A 19,099-nucleotide genomic window follows, 5' to 3' on the forward strand; every position below is an offset into this window, starting at 1 on the left:
AAAATCAGATTTTTAAAACAGCCATAAATGCTTCTTGCGGAACATTTACTTTTCCAATTGCTTTCATTCTTTTTTTACCTTCTTTTTGTTTTTCAAGAAGTTTTCTTTTTCTTGTAATATCTCCACCATAACATTTTGCAGTTACGTTTTTCCCCATTGATTTCACAGTTTCTCTAGCAATTACTGTACTTCCAATACTTGCTTGAACGGCTACTTCAAAAAGTTGTCTAGGAATTAACTCTTTTAGTGCTTTTACAAACTCTCTACCTTTTGAAACCGCTTTATCATCAGGAACGATGATTGAAAGTGCATCAACAACATCACCAGCAACTCTGATATCAAGTTTTTTAAGATTTCCAGGTCTAAATCCAACTGGCTCATAATCAAATGAAGCATAACCTTTTGTTGTTGATTTTAATTTATCATAAAAATCCATTACAATTTCATTCATTGGTAAATCATATTCAAGTAAAACTCTTTTCCCTAAATAATCCATTTTTATTTGGATTCCTCTTTTATCATTAAGAAGTTTTATAACATTTCCTAAAAATTCATCAGGTACTAAAATAGTAGCTTTTACATATGGCTCAAAAATTGTTTTTATATAGTTTGGTTCAGGAAGTTCGCTAGGATTTTGTATCTCTATTACTTCTCCATTACTTTTTTCAACTTTATATACAACAGTTGGTGCAGTTGCAATTAAATCTAAATCAAACTCTCTTTCAAGTCTTTCTTTAATAACTTCCATATGAAGCATACCTAAGAAACCAGTTCTAAATCCACTTCCTAAAGCTGCTGAACTTTCAGGCTCAAAAGAGATTGAAGAGTCATTTAATTTTAGTTTATTTAATGCATCTCTTAAATCTTCAAATTTATCAGTTTCAATTGGATAAATTCCTGCAAATACAAATGGTTTTGCTGGTTCAAATCCATCAATTGGCTCAAGAGTTGGATTTTTTGCATCAGTCATTGTATCACCAACAGCAATACCATCTAAAGTTTTAAGTCCAAGTACAACAATACCAATTTCACCAGTTTTGATTTCTAAAGTATCTTGTCTTTTTAATGGATGAGGATACATAAGTCCAATTACTTGATGTTCAACTTTAGTATTCATAAGTCTTATTTTTTGGCCTTTTTTGATACTTCCATCATAAACTCTTACAAGTGCAAGTGCTCCAAGATAGTTATCAAACCAAGAGTCATAAATAAGAGCTTTTGTAGGAGCATCTTCATCACCATTTGGAGCTGGAACTCTATCAACTATTGCATCAATTAAATCTTTTACTCCAAGTCCTGTTTTTGCAGAAATTAGATTATGTAAAGTACAATCAAGTCCAATAGCTTCTTCAACTTCTTCTAAAACTCTAATAGGGTCAGCACTTGGTAAATCTATTTTATTTACAACTGGCAATAATTCTAAATCATTATCCATTGCAATATATACGTTTGCTATTGTTTGTGCTTCAACACCTTGAGTTGAATCAACTATTAGTAAAGCACCTTCTGATGAAGCTAATGAACGACTAACTTCATATGAAAAGTCAACGTGCCCTGGAGTGTCGATTAGGTTTAAAACATATTTTTGACCATCTTTTACATAATCAAGTCGAACACTTTGAGCTTTGATAGTAATACCTCTTTCTTTTTCGATATCCATTGTATCCATAACTTGAGAAGTCATTTCTCTATCTGTAATAGCTCCACATTCTTGAATAATTCTATCTGCAAGTGTTGATTTTCCATGATCAATATGTGCAATAATACTAAAATTCCTAATATTTTTTTGCAAAGTTCTTCCTACTGTTTGTTTATTGTTTTATTAAATTATTCGCGATTGTATCTAAAGTTTAGTAAGTTTCTAGTTAAATGGTTTTTTGAGTTAGTTTTTAAAGATTTAGAAGATTCTAAATCTTTAAATATTATTGATTTATTAAAGCTGTAACTCTTCTATTTTTAGCTTTTCCCTCTTCTGTATCATTTGTAGCAATTGGTTGAGTTTCGCCATATCCAATAGCTTTTAATCTTGTATATTCAATTCCAAAAGATTTAAGTTCATTTACAACAGATATCGCTCTTCTATCTGAAAGATTTTGGTTATATTCGTCACTACCTTTTGAATCAGTATGAGCTTCAATAAGAGCTGTCATAGTTTTATTTTGTTTCATTAAATTTGAAAATTGTAATAATTTTTCTTTATAAATAGGTTTTATTTCTGCTGAATTGTTATCAAAATTGATATTTAAGTTAATAGTTTCAACACAGCCATCTTTATTAACTTTTACACCAGGAGATGTGTTTGGACATTTGTCAAAATTATTTTTTACACCATCTTTATCATCATCATTATCAATAACAATTGGTGCTTTAGTTATTTCTTCTTGATATATCTTTTTTTCTTCAATTTTAGGAACTTTAGCACTTATTACATCATCTTTATAAGTTTTTCCTAAAGGCATTCCTAAACCTAACGTGTACATTAAATCATTTTGATTTTCTTTAGTTGCTATTAAATGTCTAATATCACCTTTGATTGCTATTCCATAATAAGGAATATCATATCTTAAACCAACTCCATAATTAAATAATGCTGAGTCTTGAAAATTACCAAGTTCTTGAGTAACATCTTGATAACCAATACCTGCTAAGCCATAAGCTGATAATCTATCTGTTAGTTCAAATTTTTTAACAGCATTTAAAAAAGCACGATTTATATTTGTATTTCCATTTTCAGAAGAATTATTATAAGCAACATTTGCACTTCTCATATATGCGATTTCAACTTGATCAATGAATAAATCACTGAAATTTTTACCTACAGAAATTCCTCCATTTATATATGAATCATCATCTAAATTTACTTTACTGTCAGTTAAAATACCTGAAACAAAAGGTGTAATTTCATAATCATAAGTTTTACTTGAATCACTTGCAGCAAAAATGATTGAAGAACAGAAAATTGAAGTTAGTAAGATTTTTTTCATTATTTCCCTTTAAATAATTAATTTTTGGATATAATAACAAATAAATAATTTTATTTAGTTTAAAATTATTTATTGTTTGAAATAAAAAAGGGTCGAGATGATTCTCGACCCAAAAGAAAATATAATTTTATTTTTAAAATTATTTAACCATTACAGCTTCAACTCTTCTGTTTTCAGCTCTACCTTCAACAGTTTCATTTGATGCAACTGGTCTAGTTTCACCAAAACCTACAGCTTTGATTTTTGTGCTATCAACACCTAAATCAGTTAATGCTTTAACAGTAGAAGCAGCTCTTCTTTCTGATAATTTTTGGTTGTAAGCATTTGAACCAACAGAATCTGTATGTGCTTCAATTGATGCTTTTAATTTTGGATTAGCTTTCATCATTTTTGCAAATTCAGCAATTCTTGAGTTATAAGAATCTTTGATAACAGATTTATCAGTATCAAAATTAATATTTAAGTTGATTAAAGTCATACATCCAACTGTATCAACTTTTGCACCTTTCATTGTATCTGGACATTCATCTAAATTATCAATTACACCATCACCATCTGTATCTTTTGGTGCTGCAACTGGTGCAGGAGTTTCAACAGGAGCTGGTTTTTCAACAACTGGAGCTGCTTTTGCAACTTCTCCAAATGGAACAGCAAATCCTAAAGTATATAATAAGTTATTATCTCCATGATCAGCTTCAATTACATGTCTAACATCGAATTTTAAAGATAATTCTTCAGCAACTTTATATTTGATACCAGCACCGTAGTTACCAAATAATCCATCTTCATTACCTTTAGCTTCATCATCAAAAACTTCTACCCCAGCTCCAACTAATGTATATAAAGATGCATCAGCAGTTAATGGATATTCTTTGATTAAGTTAGTAAATATTCTAGTAACACCAGTATCATTGTTAGTTCCTGTGTAACCAACATCTTCGATTGATCTTAAGAAACCTAATTCAACTTGGTCAATAAAAGAATCAAATTGATTAAAACCTAAACTTAAACCAGCATTTGCATAGTTTCTATCTAAATCTAAATTACCTTCTGTATGAACTCCACCTATTAATGGAGTAATTTCATATTTGTAATCACTGTTCGCAGCTAATGCTAAAGAAGCACAAGCAATTGTTGATAATAATACTCTTTTCATGTTTTTTCCTTTTTGATAATAATTTCGCGAATTATAACATATTTTTCGAATTTTTAATATTAAGCATTAAAAATTGAATTAACAGACTCATTATTGTATATTCTTCTAATGGCTTCACCAATTATACTAGAAGCTGTTAAAACAGTTATCTTTTTAGCATTTTTTTGTGTAGGAATTGTGTCTGATATAACTAATTCATCTAGTTCACCTTTTTCAATTCTTTCATATGCTGGACCACTTAATACACCATGAGTACAACATGCCATTACAGAAGTTGCACCTTTTTTCTTTAAAACTTCAGCAGCTTTTACTAATGTTCCAGCTGTATCAACCATATCATCAACTAAGATAACATCTTTACCTTTAACATCACCAATAATATTCATAACTTCAGCAACATTTGCTTTTTCTCTTTTTTTATCAACAATTACTAAATCATAACCTAGTTTATCTGCATACGATCTAGCCCTTGCAACTCCACCAATATCTGGACTTGCAATAATTGGATTTTTTAAATGTTTACTTCTAATATAGTTTACGAATAAAATTGAACCAAATAAGTTATCAGCAGGAATATTAAAAAATCCTTGAATTTGAGCAGCATGTAAGTCAATAGTTACAACTCTTGTAATTCCAGCAGCTTCTAATAAATCAGCAACTAATTTAGCTGTAATTGGAACTCTTGGAGCTGCTTTTCTATCTTGTCTAGCATAACCGTAATAGGGCATTACAGCAGAAATAGATTTTGCACTTGAACGTTTAAGTGCATCAACCATTATTAATAACTCCATCAAATTATCATTTGTTGGTGCACATGTTGGTTGAATTATAAATACATCTTGTCCTCTTACACTTTCTGTTATTTGAACAGAAATTTCACCATCACTAAATTTATTTAAAGTTGCATCTGAAACTGGCATACTTAAATATTCACCTACTTTTCTTGCAAATTCAGGATTAGCTGAACCACTAAAAAGTTTAAATGTTGACATAAAAAATTCCTTAGATTGATATACATTATTATATCTAAAGAGCACTTAATGAATTTTAAATTAATCTTTTATTAAGAATTATATATTATAATGATAATCAGTATTAATTATATGTAAAAATATAAGATGTATAAATAATATAACAAAGAATTATAATGGTAGTTTATTTAATGTTATAATTTTATTGTTCTTCTAATATGAATTTTACATTTTGCGCGAAATGTTTTATTCAAAAGATTTATTATATTTAAGGAAAAAACATGAAAAACCTTTTAAGAGGTCAAACAATAAGTTTAGTAGCTTGTGGATTAATTTTAACTTCAACTATGTCTTTGGGGGCTGAGACAATAGATAGTGCATTTAAAGAAGGTAAAGTTTCAGGAAGCTTAGCTTTATATGGTGAAAAACATGATAAAACAGCTGGAAATTTAGATTCTGGATTTGGTAATGGAAATGCAACAATTGGGTATGAAACAGGTTCATTTTATGGTTTCACAGCTAAAGCTGAATTTAAAGGAAATCTAGGTCTTGGTGAAATAGAAAAAAATGATAGAGATGGAAATTCAGATTCTGCATTTGCAAATAACGCATTAATGACTGAAGCATATATAAAATATACAACAGAAGGTTTTGCTATAAGTGCCGGTAGACAAGCTATTGATTTAGAATGGTTGGGTGATTATAATGAATCAGTAGTTGCAGCAATTACAGCTATTCCAGATACTACAATTGTATTAGGATTTGCAAATAGACAAGCTGAATCTGGAATTGATTTAAGTGAAGATTTTACTGATATCAATGGAAGTAAAGGTGTTTATGTAGTTGATGCTAAATATGCTGGTTTAAAAGATGTTGAATTAAATCCATATTATTACTCAGCTCCTAATCTTGCTGATTGGTATGGTTTAAAAACAATATTTACAACTGAATATTTTGGTGCTATTGCACACTATGCTGCTTCAAATGAAGAAACACAAAAAGATGGTTCAATTGGTCATATAGAATTAAATACAACTTTAGAAGGAGTTTCTGCAGCAGTTGGTTATATTAAAGCTGGTAAAGATGTTGGAGCAGGAAGTATGAGTAAAGGAGGAGACAACATTTCTCCATTTGATACAGGTAATAATACTTATTCAGCAGATGCAAAAACTATATATGGTTCATTAGGATATACAATTGTTGGAATTGAATTATGTGCTTTATATGGTGAAACAAAATATGGTACAAATGATTATAAAGAAACAGAATTAAATTTAACAGCAGGTTATTCTATAACTGAGTCAATTAAAACATCGATTTTATATGGTGTTGTTAATGAAGATTCAAGAGAAACATCTTTTTCAGATGATAAATATGTACTAGCAAGTGTAGAATATACTTTCTAATATAAATTTATGTAAATATAATTGGGGAAAATTTCCTCAATTTATATCTAAGATTAATTACTTTTTAAAATCTCTTGCCTACTTTTCTTGCGTATTTATTGTAAAATTAATAATTAAAATATTGTATAAAAAATATACATTAAAGGTATTTATAATTTGTTTACTTAATGTTATAATTTTTTTGTTCTTCTAAGATAAATCTTTTTCAGTCATGAAAAGTTTTACAAATAATAATAAGGAAAAATTATGAAAAAATTAAGTTTAGCAGCTTTGTTAGCGTTAGGTACACTGGGGTCAGTATCAACAATTCAAGCAAATGATTTAGAGGTTAGTGGTAATGTAGGAGCAGCTTCAAATTATATTTGGAGAGGTATGACTCAAACTAAAGATAAATCTGCTGTTAATGGTGGTGTTGATTTAAAATATAATGGTTTTTATTTAGGTACTTGGGCTTCAAATGTTGATTTTGGTACACAAGCAAATTATGAATTAGATGGATATGTTGGTTATAGTAATACAATTAATGATTTTTCATATGATTTATCTTATATTAAATATATGTATCCTGATTCAAAAGATCAATCTGATTTTGATGAAGCAAAACTTGCATTAGGTTATACTTTAGGAGATTTATCATTAGGTGCATCTTACTCTAAAGCAATGTATCAAGAATGGGGTGGACACAAACCATATTATGTTGAAGGAACAGTATCATATGACTTTAAAATCTTAAGTGTAGATGCAAGTTATGGAGATTATCAAGATTATGGTAGAAATTATACAGCTGGAATTAGTAAAACTGTTGAAATTGAAGGTCAATCAATTGATTTAGCACTTATTTATGCAAATTATAATCCAGATGATACAACTAAAGGTGATCAAAAAAATTTATTTGTAACAGCAAAATATTCATTTTAAATATTATATGAGTTGACGTATAATGTCAACTCACATAAGTAAATCTTTTAGATTTATTTAGTTCCTTCTATCCAAGCACTTCCAATTACTTTTTGTCTATCATAAAAAACTGCAAGTTGCCCATTTGCAACACCATAAACTGGTTCTTTTAAAGTAATATATGCTTTTTCATCTTTAATTTCTACTTCGCAAGGTGTTGAAGTTGATCTATATCTTAGTTTTACACTACATGAAAATTTAGTATCATCAATAAACATATTTAGATTATTTCCAACAACTTCATTTACTTCTAAAGCTTCTTTTTTACCTACAACAATAGTGTTATCTTTTGGATTTAATTTTGTAACAAAATGTGGTTCATGTGCTCCATGAACTGTAAATCCTCTTCTTTTCCCAATTGTATAATGTGCAAAACCTTTATGTTTTCCCACTACATTGCCATTTTCATCTAAAACATCACCTTCTTGGTCAATATTTGCATGTCTTTTTACAACGTCAGTGTAAACTGTCTCAACAAAACAAATCTCTTGAGATTCACTTTTTTCTGTAATTTTTTTGTATGCCACATCTAAATCAGCACCAAATTTTACGATGTCTTCTTTTTTATAAGTGCTAAGTGGAAACATCATATATTTTAAGGCTTCTTTATCTACTTGCGATAAAAAATAACTTTGGTCTTTTGTTTTATCATCAGCTTCATAAAAAAACTTACCATCAGTTTTTGCATAATGTCCAGTTGCTAAAAAATTTGCACCATGTTTTTTTGCAAAATCAAGCATAGCACCAAATTTTATTTGTTTGTTACATTTTACACATGGATTTGGAGTTGTACCTTCTAAATAAGAATCAACAAAATAGTCATAAACTTCTTTTGAAAATTCATCGGCTAAGTCTAATATGTGGTATTTAATATTTAAAAAATTAGCTACATCTTCAATGTAAGCTAAATTTTTCTCATGATAACCATCAGTTCTATTATGAAGTTTTAGATAAACTCCTTCAACTTCATAACCATCTTTTTGTAACATATAAGCAGTAACAGAAGAATCAATTCCACCACTCATTCCAACCATAACTTTTTTTTTGCTCATCTTTTACCTTTTTACTTGTAGTAACTTATAAAGCCACCACCAAGACAATAATCACCAGAATATAAAACAAGACTTTGTCCTAATGTTACAGCTCTTTGAGGATTATCAAACTCAACAACCACTTTTTCATCACTTGCAACAATCACTGTACAAGCTTGTTTTTGTTGTCTATATCTAACTTGTGCCATTAATTTATCACCAACTTTTGGTGCTTCTTCAAGTACCCAATGCATATGACTAGCTTCAACTGTTTTACTCATAAGAAGTGGATGATTTGTATCTTGAACAATTGTTAATGTATTATTTACTACATCTTTTGAAGCTACAAACCAAGGTTTATGTGTATTATTTTCACTTTCATTGCCTTTAATACCACCAAGACCAATACCTTTTCTTTGTCCCAATGTGTAACAAACTAAACCTTTATGTTTTCCTATAACTTTTCCATTTTCATCTATAATATCACCTGGAATCGCTTGAAGATGTTGAGTAATAAATTCATCAAATTTTTGATTTCCAATAAAACAAATTCCTGTACTATCTTTTTTATCACTAACCGGTAAATTATGAGCTCTTGCTATTTCTCTAACTTCTTTTTTTGTTAAATCTCCAAGTGGAAACATAGCATGTGATAATTGTTCACTTGATAATGCGTGTAAGAAATAACTTTGGTCTTTTGAATTATCTTTTGGAGTATCTAATACAAAATGATTTTTGTATTTTGCAATTTTTGCATAATGTCCAGTTGCAATCATATCAGCACCCATACTTTTTGCTTCATTTAAAAATACATTAAATTTTATTTCTTTGTTACATAAAATATCAGGATTTGGTGTTAGACCTTGTTTTAAACCTTCTAAAAATACATCAAAAACTCTATCTCTATATTCTTTAACGAAGTCCTTTCCTCTTACCTCTATTCCTATTAAAGCACCAACTTTTTTTGCATCTTCAAATTCAATACGATTAGGACATTGGCTTCCTTTGATTCCATACTCCCAATTTCGCATGAATAGTCCAACAACATCATAACCTTGTTGTTTTAACAATAATGCAGTAACAGATGAATCAACTCCACCTGACATTCCTACAACTACTTTTTTATTTTTGCTCATTTTTTACCTTTAAAAAGTTCTTTTTTAGAACTGTATTTACAACAATTTAGTTGTTTTGCATATATTTTAAAGGAATAATCACTGACTCTCTATTTGCCCAATTTTTGTGAGGGATAATAAGATTTTTTGTATTTACTTTCTTATTATCAAAAAATATAATATCTATATCTAAGGTTCTAGGCGCATCTTGAAAGGATCGCTTTCTTCCGAATTTCTTTTCATATCTTTGCATTGCTTTTAAAAAAGCATTAGGACAAAGATTTGTTTGGAGGAGAATTATACCATTTAAAAAGTCGCTTTGTTCCAAAAATCCAAAAGGAGGATTTTTAAGAAGTGGTGAACTCATAAGTAAAGTAAATCTTGCATCTTTTTTCAAACATAAGATTAATTTATCAAATAAATATTTTGTATTTCCAATATTTCCCCCAATTCCTATAGTTACCTTGTATTTTTTTTGTGAATATGAATTGAACTTTTTAGGAAAATTAGGAGTATAAAAAAGTGTTAAAGTAGGGCTTAATTTTTTTCTCAAATTTCTCTCTTTTTTGCTAAAAATAAATTATGACTAAATTTATCAAGATTTATTTTTTCTATTTTTTTAATTTATAGTATTACAGCTTTTCCATTTTGCATCACTACAGTATCTTCAATTCTAACACCAAATTCATCTGGAAGATAAATTCCAGGTTCTATTGTAAATACCATATTATCTTCAATAATTACATCAGATTTTGAATTTATTGTTGGGAATTCATGTATATCAAGACCAACTCCATGCCCAGTGCTATGAATAAAATATTTTCCAAATCCAGCTTTTTCTATTATATCTCTAGTTAATTTGTCAACTTCACTTGCTTTCATACCACTTCTTGCTTTTTCAATTGCATTTAACTGAGCTTTTAAAACAATATCGTATACTTTTTGATGTTTTTCATTTTTGAATTTTTGTTCTCTTTTAAAATTAAAATTTTCAAAATCTACATGGCTTGTACAAGTTCTATCTGAACAATATCTTTTATATTTTATTCCTGCATCAACCAATAATAAATCATGAAGTTTTAGTTTTTTTGAAGTTGGAAGTGCATGTGGTTTTGCAGCATTTTCATTTATTGCAACAATTGGTTCAAAACTTATATCAAGTTTACCTGTTTGGCTCATTTTTTCAAATGCTTTGAAATATAAAAATTGTTCAGTTTGATTAAAACCATTTTTTCTTATATATTTTGCAAGTTCTTTGAAACCTTCCCGTCCTGCAACAGCCGCTTTTTTAAGTAAAGTTATCTCTTTATCACTTTTTATAATTCTTTTTAATTTTGAAAAGTTTTCTTTAGCTATAAATTCAGTTTTTAGATTTTCAGTCAATTTTGTATAAGAGGCAAAACTAAAATCATTTGGGTCAAATGTGATTTTTTTGATTTTATTTTTTTTCAAAATCTCTTTTGCTGTATCAATTAGATTTGATGATTCTATCACTTCGCATTTTTTTGCATACTCTTTTGCTTCTGTTGTATATCTAGCATCAGTTATAAAAAATCTATCTTTTTCTAAATTCAAAAAAATAACATTATCACAAGAGAATTTACATTCAAAATATATTGCATTTTCATTCTGTAATATAAAGTTTTTCATAAAAAGCCTTTGTTTGGGTATGGTTTAACAAAAATTTAATTATAATCTTACCCAAAATTTATAAAAGGAATATAATATGAAAATTGCCGTAATTCAAGGACCAAATTTAAATATGTTAGGAATTAGAGAACAACACATTTACGGTCCAATGAGTTTAGACCAAATTCATGAACAATTAAAAAATGCTGCAGCTCAAAATGGAGTTGAAGTAGAATTTTTTCAATCAAATTTAGAAGGTGAAATCGTAGATAGAATTCAAGAATGTTTAGGAACAGTTGATGGAATTATGATAAATCCAGCTGCTTATTCTCACACTTCTATAGCAATAAAAGATGCTTTAAGTGCAGTAAATATGCCTGTAGTTGAAGTACATATTTCAAATATTTATAAAAGAGAAGAGTTTAGACAAAAATCAATTACTGCTGGTGCTTCAACTGGTGTTATTTCTGGATTTGGACCATTTGGTTATCATATGGGATTAATTGCTTTAATGCAAATTATTAGTGAAATTAAAGCTGTTGCTCAAGTTCAACAAGCAAATGCATAAAATTCTTAATAAATGAAAATAATTAGTGCAAATTGGATTGTTACTTGTGATGAAAACGATAGTATCATAAAGGATGGTGCTATTGTTTTTGATGACAAAATTATAGAAATTGATTCTTTAGATAAAATAGAAAAAAAATATCCAAATATAGAAATAAACAAACTTGAAAATAATTCAGTTTTAATGCCAGGACTTATAAACTCTCATGTTCACTTAGAATTTAGTGGTAATTCAACAACTTTAAAATATGGAAATTTTTATTCATGGTTAACTTCTGTTATCAAACATAGAGAAGATTTAATCAATAAAGCTGATAAAAAGTTAATCTCTTTAAAACTTGAAAAAATGAAAAGAACAGGAACAACAACTATTGGAGCTATTTCATCTTACTCTTTTGAGTTAGAAGCTTGTTTAAAATCGCCAATAAATAAAGTCTTTTTTTGTGAAGTTATTGGCTCAAAAGGTGATATGATTGATACACTTTTTGCTGATTTTAAAAGTAGATTGAACAATGCAAAAAAATTTGCTTCAAAAAATTTTATTCCAGCAATTGCTATACATTCTCCATATTCAGTTCATCCATTTTTAGTAAGAGAAACTTTGAATTTAGCAAGAAATGAAAATTTAGCTGTTAGTTCACACTTTTTAGAATCACGTGAAGAGTTTGAATGGTTACATAAAGATGAAGGTTCATTTTTAGAATTTTTTAAAAACTTTTTAAATCAAGAAAAAGCTGTTTCAAAACCAATGGAGTTTTTAAATCTTTTTTCAAATATAAAAAATCTTTCATTTACCCATTGTGTTGAAGTAAGTAATAATGATTTAGAAAAGATTAAAGAGTTAGGTGCAAGTATAAATCATTGTGTTACTTCAAATAGACTTTTAAATAATACAAAATTAGATTTAGATAGATTAGGTGAGATTCCTTTTACTATTGGAACGGATGGTTTAAGTTCAAATAACTCTTTATCAATGTTTGATGAATTAAGAAATGCTTTGATGGCTCATTATGATAAAAATGTAATAGAGTTTTCAAAAAAACTAATAAAAGCTGCAACTGTAAATGGAAGTAGGGCATTAGGATTAAATAAAGGTGTTATTGGAAAAGATTTTGATAGTGATATTATAAGTTTCTCTTTACCTGATAATCTTGAAGATGTAGAAGATTTATATATGCAAATAATATTACATACAAAATTTGTTGATAATGTAATTATAGGAGGAGAATATGTTTAATTTTTTTAGAACTCTATTTTCACCAATCATAGCTATACTTGATTTTATAACAAAATATTTTAAAACAATTGTTTTTTTAACAATTATGTATTTTATTGTATTTGATTCAAATGAAAATCTAAAAGAGAATACAAGTTTAGCTAATTTACAGAAAATTGAGTTATCTGGTCCAATTTTAGATGTTAAAAAGACTTTAGAAGATATTGAAAAAGCAAGAACTAATAAAAATATAAAAGGTGTTTTATTTGTAGTAGATTCTCCAGGTGGTGCTGTTGCTCCTTCTGTTGAATTAGCTTATGCAATTAAAGAGTTAAAGCAGATTAAACCGGTTGTTGTTTATGCGAGTGGTGTAATTGCAAGTGGTAGTTATTATGCTTCAATTTGGGCAGATAAGATTATTGCAAATCCAGGAAGTATAGTTGGTTCTATTGGAGTTATTATGCAAGGTGTAAATGCAGAAGAACTTATGGAAAAAATAGGTGTTTCAACACAAACTGTAAAAGCTGGAAAGTTTAAAGAATCAGGAACTCCAACACGAAAATGGTTTGATTATGAAGAAAAACAACTTCAAGCTGTAATTGATGATACATATAATATGTTTATTACAGATGTATCAAATGCAAGAAATCTTGATGTAAAAAATCATACTATATTTGCTGATGCAAAAATATTCACTTCAAAACAAGCAAAAGAGGTTGGTCTTGTTGATGAGGTTGCCACAATTTTTTATGCTCAAAATTTGTTAAAAGATTTAGCAAAAGTTGAAAATCCTGTTTGGCAAAAAGAGGATAAGTTTGAAAAATTTATGGATAAACTTGTAAGTGAAGCAGTTTCTCAAGTTACAATGATGTTTGGGAATTCTTTAAAAGCTTATTGATTTATTTTGATAGTTAGTTTAGAAAGTAAAAAAGGTGAAGAGATTTTTTCTTCACCTTTTTTTATGAATTTATTTTTCAAGTCCTGAAACGATTTTATAAGTATCGTTTGCAATAACATATTCTTCATTTGTAGGAATAACAAAGATTCTAGCAGCAGAGCTATTTGTAGCAATATCTCTAGCTTTCCCTGATCTTTTGTTATTTTTAGTTGGGTCAATAATTAATCCCATACCATCAAGTCCAGCACAAACGATTTCTCTAATTAATGAAGAGTTTTCACCAATTCCACCTGTGAAACATAATGCATCAACACCATCAAGTGCAGCAACATAAGCTCCAACATATTTTTTGATATTGTATGCAACCATTTCAACAGCTAATCTACATCTATCATCACCATCTTGCATACCTTGTAAAACTTCTCTTAAATCAGATGATTTTCCAGAAATTCCTAAGATACCAGATTTTTTGTTCATAATATCTAATGCTTGATCAATTGTAAGTTTTTCTTGGCTCATCATATAAGAAATAGCTCCAGCTCCAACATCTCCAGCTCTTGTTCCCATCATTAAACCTTGAACTGGTGTAAGACCCATTGATGTATCAATACATTTACCATTTAATACTGCACTTACAGAAGAACCATTTCCTAAGTGACAAACGATAATTCTTGTATTGTGTTTTTTATCTAACATCCCTCTAGCTTCATTTGAAACAAAGTAGTGGCTAGTTCCGTGGAATCCATATTTTCTAATACCATGTTTAGTATATTGTTCATAAGGTAAAGCATACATATAAGCATAATCAGGCATAGTTTGGTGGAATGCAGTATCAAATACAGCAACATTAGGTTTACCAGGCATTAATTCTTGGCAAATTTCCATTCCCATAATATTAGCAGGATTGTGTAAAGGTGCTAATGGAATTAATTTTTTCATAGTTTCAATAACTTTAGGAGTTACCATAACAGAAGATGCAAACTCTTCTCCACCATGAACAGCTCTATGTCCAATTGCATCGATATCATCAATAGAATTGATAACTTTTCCTTCACTTTCAATTAAAGTTTTTAATACTAATTCAATAGCCTCTTTATGAGTTGGCATTGAAACTTCTAAAGTTAATTTATTATCACCAAATTCATGTTTTAATATACCATCAATTCCAATTCTTTCACATAATCCAGTTGCTAAAACTTCTTTTGAAATAGGGTTCATTAATTGATATTTTAGTGATGAACTTCCTGCATTTAAAATGAATACTAACATATACTCTCTCCTTAGTTATTTAATATAATTATTTGATTTGTGTTGCTGTAATTGCAACTAAATTTGCAATATCTTCTACTGAACAACCTCTTGATAGGTCATTAACTGGTTGATTTAATCCTTGAACGATTGGACCGTGAGCTTCAGCTCCTGCAAATCTTTGAACAAGTTTGTATCCGATATTTCCAGATTGTAAATCAGGGAATACTAAAATATTTGCTTTACCTGCAACTTTTGAACCTGGAGCTTTTTTTGCACCAATTGATTCAATAATAGCAGCATCAGCTTGTAATTCACCATCAAATGAGAAATTTACATTTCTTTCAGTTAAAATATCACAAGCATATTGTACTTTATCAACTAATGGATGAGAAGCACTTCCTTTTGTCGAGAATGATAACATTGCAACTCTTGGATCTAAACCAACAACTGAAGCAGCAGTAGCAGCAGTTGCACAAGCGATATCAGCTAATTGTTCTGCATTTGGTTCTGGAATAACAGCACAATCTGCAAATAAAATTAAACCATTGTCACCAAATTTACCATCAGCCGTTTCCATAATAAATGTAGAAGAAACAGTATTAATTCCAGGTGCTGTTTTAATAACTTGAATAGCAGCTTTTAAAACATCAGCAGTTGGAGAATTTGAACCTGCAACTAAACCATCAGCATCACCAAGTCTTACCATCATACAACCAAAAAATCTTGGTTCATTTAACATAATCTCAGTAGCTTCTTCTCTTGAAAGATTTTTACTTTTTCTTAGTTCAACTAATTCATCAATATATCTATTGATATTGTCAAAATTTTTAGGATCAACAATAGTTGCACCTTCTATATTTGCACCACATTTTGCAGCATCTGCTTTTATTGTTTCAACATTACCAATTAAAACAACTTTCGCAGTTTTTTCTTCAATTACTTGTTGTGCAGCTTTTAGAACTCTTTCATCTTCTGGCTCTGGCAGAACAATAGTTCTTAATTGTAGTTTCGCTTTTTCTTTGATACTTTCAATTAAACCCATTTGTAAGTTATCCTTTCTACTTTAAACTTTGTGGAAAAATTATAATTGAGAAACATAGCATTAAAATAGCAATCTCTTATAATCTCACTTATGTATATTTTATATCATAATTAAAAAAAAGTACATAAAATATACATAATTATAAAAAAAAATCATAGAAGTGAGAAATAGTGATAATATATGGAGTTTATTTGTTTTATTTATGTAATAAAGAGTGGTATTATGTACAAGAATTGTACATAATACTCAATTTTAAAATAGAATTCTAAAAGGTAACAATTTCCACTTATTTAACTAAGTTATAAGTGTCTTTTGCAATTACTAACTCTTCATTTGTAGGAATAACAAAGATTTTAGTTTTTGAAGTTTCTTTATGAATTTCTCTTATTCCTGGAGTTCTAACTTTATTTTTGTCTATATCAATTTCAATTCCCATGAAATCTAAACCTTCACAAACTTTTTCTCTTATTAAATCAGAGTTTTCACCAATACCAGCTGTGAAACAAATTGCATCAACACCTTGCATTAATCCAGCGTAAGAGCAAAGATATTTTTTTATTCTTCCACATAACATTTCAATTGCAATTTTAGACCTTTTATCTCCATCATTTGATGCTTTGATTACTTCTCTTAAATCAGAACTAATTCCTGAAACTCCTAAAATTCCAGATTTTTTGTTTAGATAATTGATAATTTGGTGAGAATCAAGACCCTTTTTTTCCATTAAATATGGAATAACACCAGCATCAATATCTCCACAACGTGTACCCATAATTAAACCTTCAAGTGGAGTTAATCCCATTGAAGTTGCAATTGATTTTCCATCTTTTACAGCACAAACAGAAGAACCATTACCTAAATGACAAACAATAACTTTGCTATTTTTTTTATTTAAAAGTTTATTTGCTTCATTTGAAACATAATAGTGTGAAGTTCCATGAAATCCATATTTTCTTAAGTGATGTTCTGTGTAATCTCCATACGGAACTGCATATAAAAAGTTTTCTTCTGGCATAGTTTGGTGAAATGCTGTATCAAAAGTCGCAACATTTGGAACATTCGGCATTAATTCTCTACATATTTTTATTCCAATTACGTGAGCTGGATTGTGCAATGGAGCTAAAGGGATAAGTTCTTCAATTTTATCGATTACTTCATTATCTATTAAAACAGATTTTTTAAAATATTCTCCACCATGAACAACTCTATGTCCAATAGCTTCGATTTCACTTATTGAGTTGATAACTTTTGTTTCATCATTTGTTAAAATTCTAAGAACTAATTCAATTGCTTCTTTATGTGTAGGAATTGGTAATTCAAAAGTTAATTTTTTATTTTCTCCTACTTCATGTTTTAAAATACCATCAATTCCAATTCTTTCTACTAATCCACTTGCTTTTAATTCAGATGTTTTTGCATTGATTAATTGATATTTTAAAGAAGATGAACCAGCATTTAATACAAATACTAACATAAATTTTTCCTTTATTATTTTTCTAATATAAAATTTGTTTTGCATTATAGTAAAACTTAAATCTAAATTTGCTTTTAAAATTAATTTTGATTTATAAAGATAAAGGAATTTAAAATTTCAAATTAAAAAGTAACATAAAAGTATTATGTACAATTTGTTGTACATAATACTAATTATTTATAGGAGATTTATTTTACAAGATTATATGTATCTCTTGCGATTACTAACTCTTCATTTGTAGGTATTACGAAGATTTTAGTTTTTGAAGTTGGTTTATTTATCTCTCTATTTCCATGAGTTCTTATTTGATTTTTTTCTTTATCAAGTTCAATTCCCATAAAATCAAGATTTTCGCAAACTTTTTCTCTTATTAAATCAGAGTTTTCTCCAATTCCTGCTGTAAAACAAATTGCATCAGCACCACCAAGTAATCCAGAATATGAACAAATATATTTTTTTACTCTATTACACATCATATCAATTGTAACTTGTGCTCTTTGGTCACCATCATTAGCAGCACCAATAATTTCTCTTAAATCTGAACTAATTCCAGAAACTCCTAAAATACCAGATTTTTTGTTTAGATAATCAATAATTTGATGTGTATCCATACCTTTTTTATCCATCAAATATGGGATGATTCCAGGGTCAATATCACCACTTCTTGTTCCCATCATTAATCCTCCAAGTGGAGTTAATCCCATTGTTGTATTAATAGATTTTCCATCTCTTACTGCACAAATTGATGAACCATTTCCAAGATGACAAACAATGATTTTAGAATCTTTTTTATTATTTAAAAGTTTGATGGCTTCTTTTGAAACATAATTATGAGAAGTTCCATGGAATCCATATTTTCTTAAATGATGTTCTGTATAATCTTCATGTGGTACAGGAAATAAGAAATGAATTTCAGGCATAGTTTGATGAAATGCTGTATCAAATACAGCTACATTTGGAACATTTGGCATAAGTTCCATACAGATTTTCATTCCTAAAATATTAGCTGGATTATGTAAAGGTGCAAGGGGAATTAACTCTTCAATTTTTTTTATAACTTTATCTGTAACAAGAGTTGATTCTTTGAAATATTCTCCACCATGTGCAACTCTATGTCCAACTGCTTGAATTTCATCAATCGAGTTTATAGTTTTTGTTTCATCATGTGTAAGAGTTTCTAATATAAGTTCGATAGCTTCTTTATGTGAAGGAATATATGCTTCAATAGTTAATTTTTTATTTTCTGAGATTACATGTTTTAATACACCATCTATTCCAATTCTTTCAACTATTCCACTTGCTTTTAATTCAGAAGTTTCAGCGTTGATTAATTGATATTTTAAAGATGATGAACCAGCATTTAATACAAATACTAACATTATTCTAATTTTCCTTTTCTAGT

At 28.6% G+C, this 19,099-nt stretch carries 17 protein-coding genes; 5 read left to right on the top strand and 12 right to left on the bottom strand.

Going from position 1 to position 19,099, the window contains the following annotated elements:
• Positions 1-4: 4 nt before the first annotated feature.
• The 4 genes from lepA to AELL_RS03165 all read right to left on the bottom strand — a co-directional run bounded on the left by lepA (position 5) and on the right by AELL_RS03165 (position 5,132).
• Positions 5-1,792, bottom strand: coding sequence for a translation elongation factor 4 (lepA, locus tag AELL_RS03150; protein WP_118916553.1), 1,788 nt, complete (start codon positions 1,790-1,792; stop codon positions 5-7).
• 130 nt (positions 1,793-1,922) lie between these two features.
• Positions 1,923-2,984, bottom strand: a complete 1,062-nt coding sequence (locus AELL_RS03155; protein ID WP_118916554.1) for an OmpA family protein — start codon at positions 2,982-2,984, stop codon at positions 1,923-1,925.
• A gap of 139 nt (positions 2,985-3,123) precedes the next feature.
• A complete protein-coding gene (locus AELL_RS03160; protein WP_118916555.1) occupies positions 3,124-4,140 on the bottom strand; it encodes an OmpA family protein in 1,017 nt (338 codons plus the stop codon).
• 59 nt (positions 4,141-4,199) lie between these two features.
• Positions 4,200-5,132 (bottom strand): ribose-phosphate pyrophosphokinase, encoded by a 933-nt coding sequence (locus AELL_RS03165; protein ID WP_118916556.1) that lies wholly within the window; start codon positions 5,130-5,132, stop codon positions 4,200-4,202.
• A 260-nt stretch (positions 5,133-5,392) separates the two neighbouring features.
• Here AELL_RS03165 and AELL_RS03170 point away from each other — a divergent pair, with 260 nt between their 5' ends.
• Together AELL_RS03170 and AELL_RS03175 are read left to right on the top strand one after the other, a co-directional pair.
• Complete coding sequence (locus AELL_RS03170) at positions 5,393-6,517, top strand: Opr family porin (RefSeq protein ID WP_118916557.1); 1,125 nt, start codon at positions 5,393-5,395, stop codon at positions 6,515-6,517.
• A gap of 246 nt (positions 6,518-6,763) precedes the next feature.
• Positions 6,764-7,435, top strand: a complete 672-nt coding sequence (locus tag AELL_RS03175; protein ID WP_118916558.1) for a TorF family putative porin — start codon at positions 6,764-6,766, stop codon at positions 7,433-7,435.
• Positions 7,436-7,488: 53 nt separating this feature from the next.
• Here AELL_RS03175 and mnmA (AELL_RS03180) read toward each other — a convergent pair whose 3' ends face one another.
• From mnmA (AELL_RS03180) to AELL_RS03195, 4 genes are all read right to left on the bottom strand, one after another.
• Positions 7,489-8,526, bottom strand: coding sequence for a tRNA 2-thiouridine(34) synthase MnmA (gene mnmA, locus AELL_RS03180; protein ID WP_118916559.1), 1,038 nt, complete (start codon positions 8,524-8,526; stop codon positions 7,489-7,491).
• Between the two features lie 11 nt (positions 8,527-8,537).
• The gene (mnmA, locus tag AELL_RS03185) at positions 8,538-9,641 is read right to left on the bottom strand and encodes a tRNA 2-thiouridine(34) synthase MnmA (protein ID WP_118916560.1); all 1,104 of its coding nucleotides are present in this window, start codon (positions 9,639-9,641) and stop codon (positions 8,538-8,540) included.
• 46 nt (positions 9,642-9,687) lie between these two features.
• Positions 9,688-10,173, bottom strand: a complete 486-nt coding sequence (gene folK, locus AELL_RS03190; protein WP_118916561.1) for a 2-amino-4-hydroxy-6-hydroxymethyldihydropteridine diphosphokinase — start codon at positions 10,171-10,173, stop codon at positions 9,688-9,690.
• A 71-nt stretch (positions 10,174-10,244) separates the two neighbouring features.
• Entirely contained in the window at positions 10,245-11,270 is a 1,026-nt protein-coding gene (locus AELL_RS03195) for a M24 family metallopeptidase (protein ID WP_118916562.1), read from the bottom strand.
• Positions 11,271-11,346: 76 nt separating this feature from the next.
• Between AELL_RS03195 and aroQ the strand changes: the two genes are divergently transcribed.
• The 3 genes from aroQ to sppA are packed head-to-tail and all read left to right on the top strand — an operon-like array spanning position 11,347 to position 13,930.
• Positions 11,347-11,817 (top strand): type II 3-dehydroquinate dehydratase, encoded by a 471-nt coding sequence (gene aroQ / locus AELL_RS03200; protein WP_118916563.1) that lies wholly within the window; start codon positions 11,347-11,349, stop codon positions 11,815-11,817.
• Between the two features lie 12 nt (positions 11,818-11,829).
• Complete coding sequence (mqnF, locus tag AELL_RS03205; RefSeq protein ID WP_118916564.1) at positions 11,830-13,053, top strand: aminofutalosine deaminase family hydrolase; 1,224 nt, start codon at positions 11,830-11,832, stop codon at positions 13,051-13,053.
• Entirely contained in the window at positions 13,046-13,930 is an 885-nt protein-coding gene (gene sppA / locus AELL_RS03210; protein WP_118916565.1) for a signal peptide peptidase SppA, read from the top strand. Before mqnF ends, sppA begins: the two co-directional genes overlap by 8 nt.
• 69 nt (positions 13,931-13,999) lie before the next feature.
• Here sppA and AELL_RS03215 read toward each other — a convergent pair whose 3' ends face one another.
• The 4 genes from AELL_RS03215 to AELL_RS03230 all read right to left on the bottom strand — a co-directional run bounded on the left by AELL_RS03215 (position 14,000) and on the right by AELL_RS03230 (position 19,076).
• Complete coding sequence (locus tag AELL_RS03215; protein ID WP_118916566.1) at positions 14,000-15,199, bottom strand: acetate/propionate family kinase; 1,200 nt, start codon at positions 15,197-15,199, stop codon at positions 14,000-14,002.
• 28 nt (positions 15,200-15,227) lie between these two features.
• Complete coding sequence (pta, locus tag AELL_RS03220; protein ID WP_118916567.1) at positions 15,228-16,223, bottom strand: phosphate acetyltransferase; 996 nt, start codon at positions 16,221-16,223, stop codon at positions 15,228-15,230.
• 286 nt (positions 16,224-16,509) lie between these two features.
• Positions 16,510-17,697 carry an acetate/propionate family kinase gene (locus tag AELL_RS03225; protein WP_118916568.1) on the bottom strand — a complete coding sequence of 396 codons (1,188 nt, stop codon included), beginning with the start codon at positions 17,695-17,697 and terminating at the stop codon, positions 16,510-16,512.
• A gap of 188 nt (positions 17,698-17,885) precedes the next feature.
• A complete protein-coding gene (locus AELL_RS03230; RefSeq protein ID WP_118916569.1) occupies positions 17,886-19,076 on the bottom strand; it encodes an acetate/propionate family kinase in 1,191 nt (396 codons plus the stop codon).
• Between the last annotated feature and the right edge of the window lie 23 nt (positions 19,077-19,099).

Origin of the sequence: Arcobacter ellisii, assembly GCF_003544915.1 — a bacterium.
Taxonomy (GTDB): Bacteria; Campylobacterota; Campylobacteria; order Campylobacterales; family Arcobacteraceae; genus Aliarcobacter; species Aliarcobacter ellisii.

Bases quoted from the DNA above. Each gene is read 5' to 3' on its own strand.
- AELL_RS03155 (WP_118916554.1), bottom strand. From the start codon at position 2,984: ATGAAAAAAATCTTACTAACTTCAATTTTCTGTTCTTCAATCATTTTT.
- AELL_RS03160 (WP_118916555.1), bottom strand. From the start codon at position 4,140: ATGAAAAGAGTATTATTATCAACAATTGCTTGTGCTTCTTTAGCATTA.
- AELL_RS03165 (WP_118916556.1), bottom strand. From the start codon at position 5,132: ATGTCAACATTTAAACTTTTTAGTGGTTCAGCTAATCCTGAATTTGCA.
- AELL_RS03170 (WP_118916557.1), top strand. From the start codon at position 5,393: ATGAAAAACCTTTTAAGAGGTCAAACAATAAGTTTAGTAGCTTGTGGA.
- AELL_RS03175 (WP_118916558.1), top strand. From the start codon at position 6,764: ATGAAAAAATTAAGTTTAGCAGCTTTGTTAGCGTTAGGTACACTGGGG.
- mnmA (WP_118916559.1), bottom strand. From the start codon at position 8,526: ATGAGCAAAAAAAAAGTTATGGTTGGAATGAGTGGTGGAATTGATTCT.
- mnmA (WP_118916560.1), bottom strand. From the start codon at position 9,641: ATGAGCAAAAATAAAAAAGTAGTTGTAGGAATGTCAGGTGGAGTTGAT.
- AELL_RS03195 (WP_118916562.1), bottom strand. From the start codon at position 11,270: ATGAAAAACTTTATATTACAGAATGAAAATGCAATATATTTTGAATGT.
- aroQ (WP_118916563.1), top strand. From the start codon at position 11,347: ATGAAAATTGCCGTAATTCAAGGACCAAATTTAAATATGTTAGGAATT.
- mqnF (WP_118916564.1), top strand. From the start codon at position 11,830: ATGAAAATAATTAGTGCAAATTGGATTGTTACTTGTGATGAAAACGAT.
- sppA (WP_118916565.1), top strand. From the start codon at position 13,046: ATGTTTAATTTTTTTAGAACTCTATTTTCACCAATCATAGCTATACTT.
- AELL_RS03215 (WP_118916566.1), bottom strand. From the start codon at position 15,199: ATGTTAGTATTCATTTTAAATGCAGGAAGTTCATCACTAAAATATCAA.
- pta (WP_118916567.1), bottom strand. From the start codon at position 16,223: ATGGGTTTAATTGAAAGTATCAAAGAAAAAGCGAAACTACAATTAAGA.
- AELL_RS03225 (WP_118916568.1), bottom strand. From the start codon at position 17,697: ATGTTAGTATTTGTATTAAATGCTGGTTCATCTTCTTTAAAATATCAA.
- AELL_RS03230 (WP_118916569.1), bottom strand. From the start codon at position 19,076: ATGTTAGTATTTGTATTAAATGCTGGTTCATCATCTTTAAAATATCAA.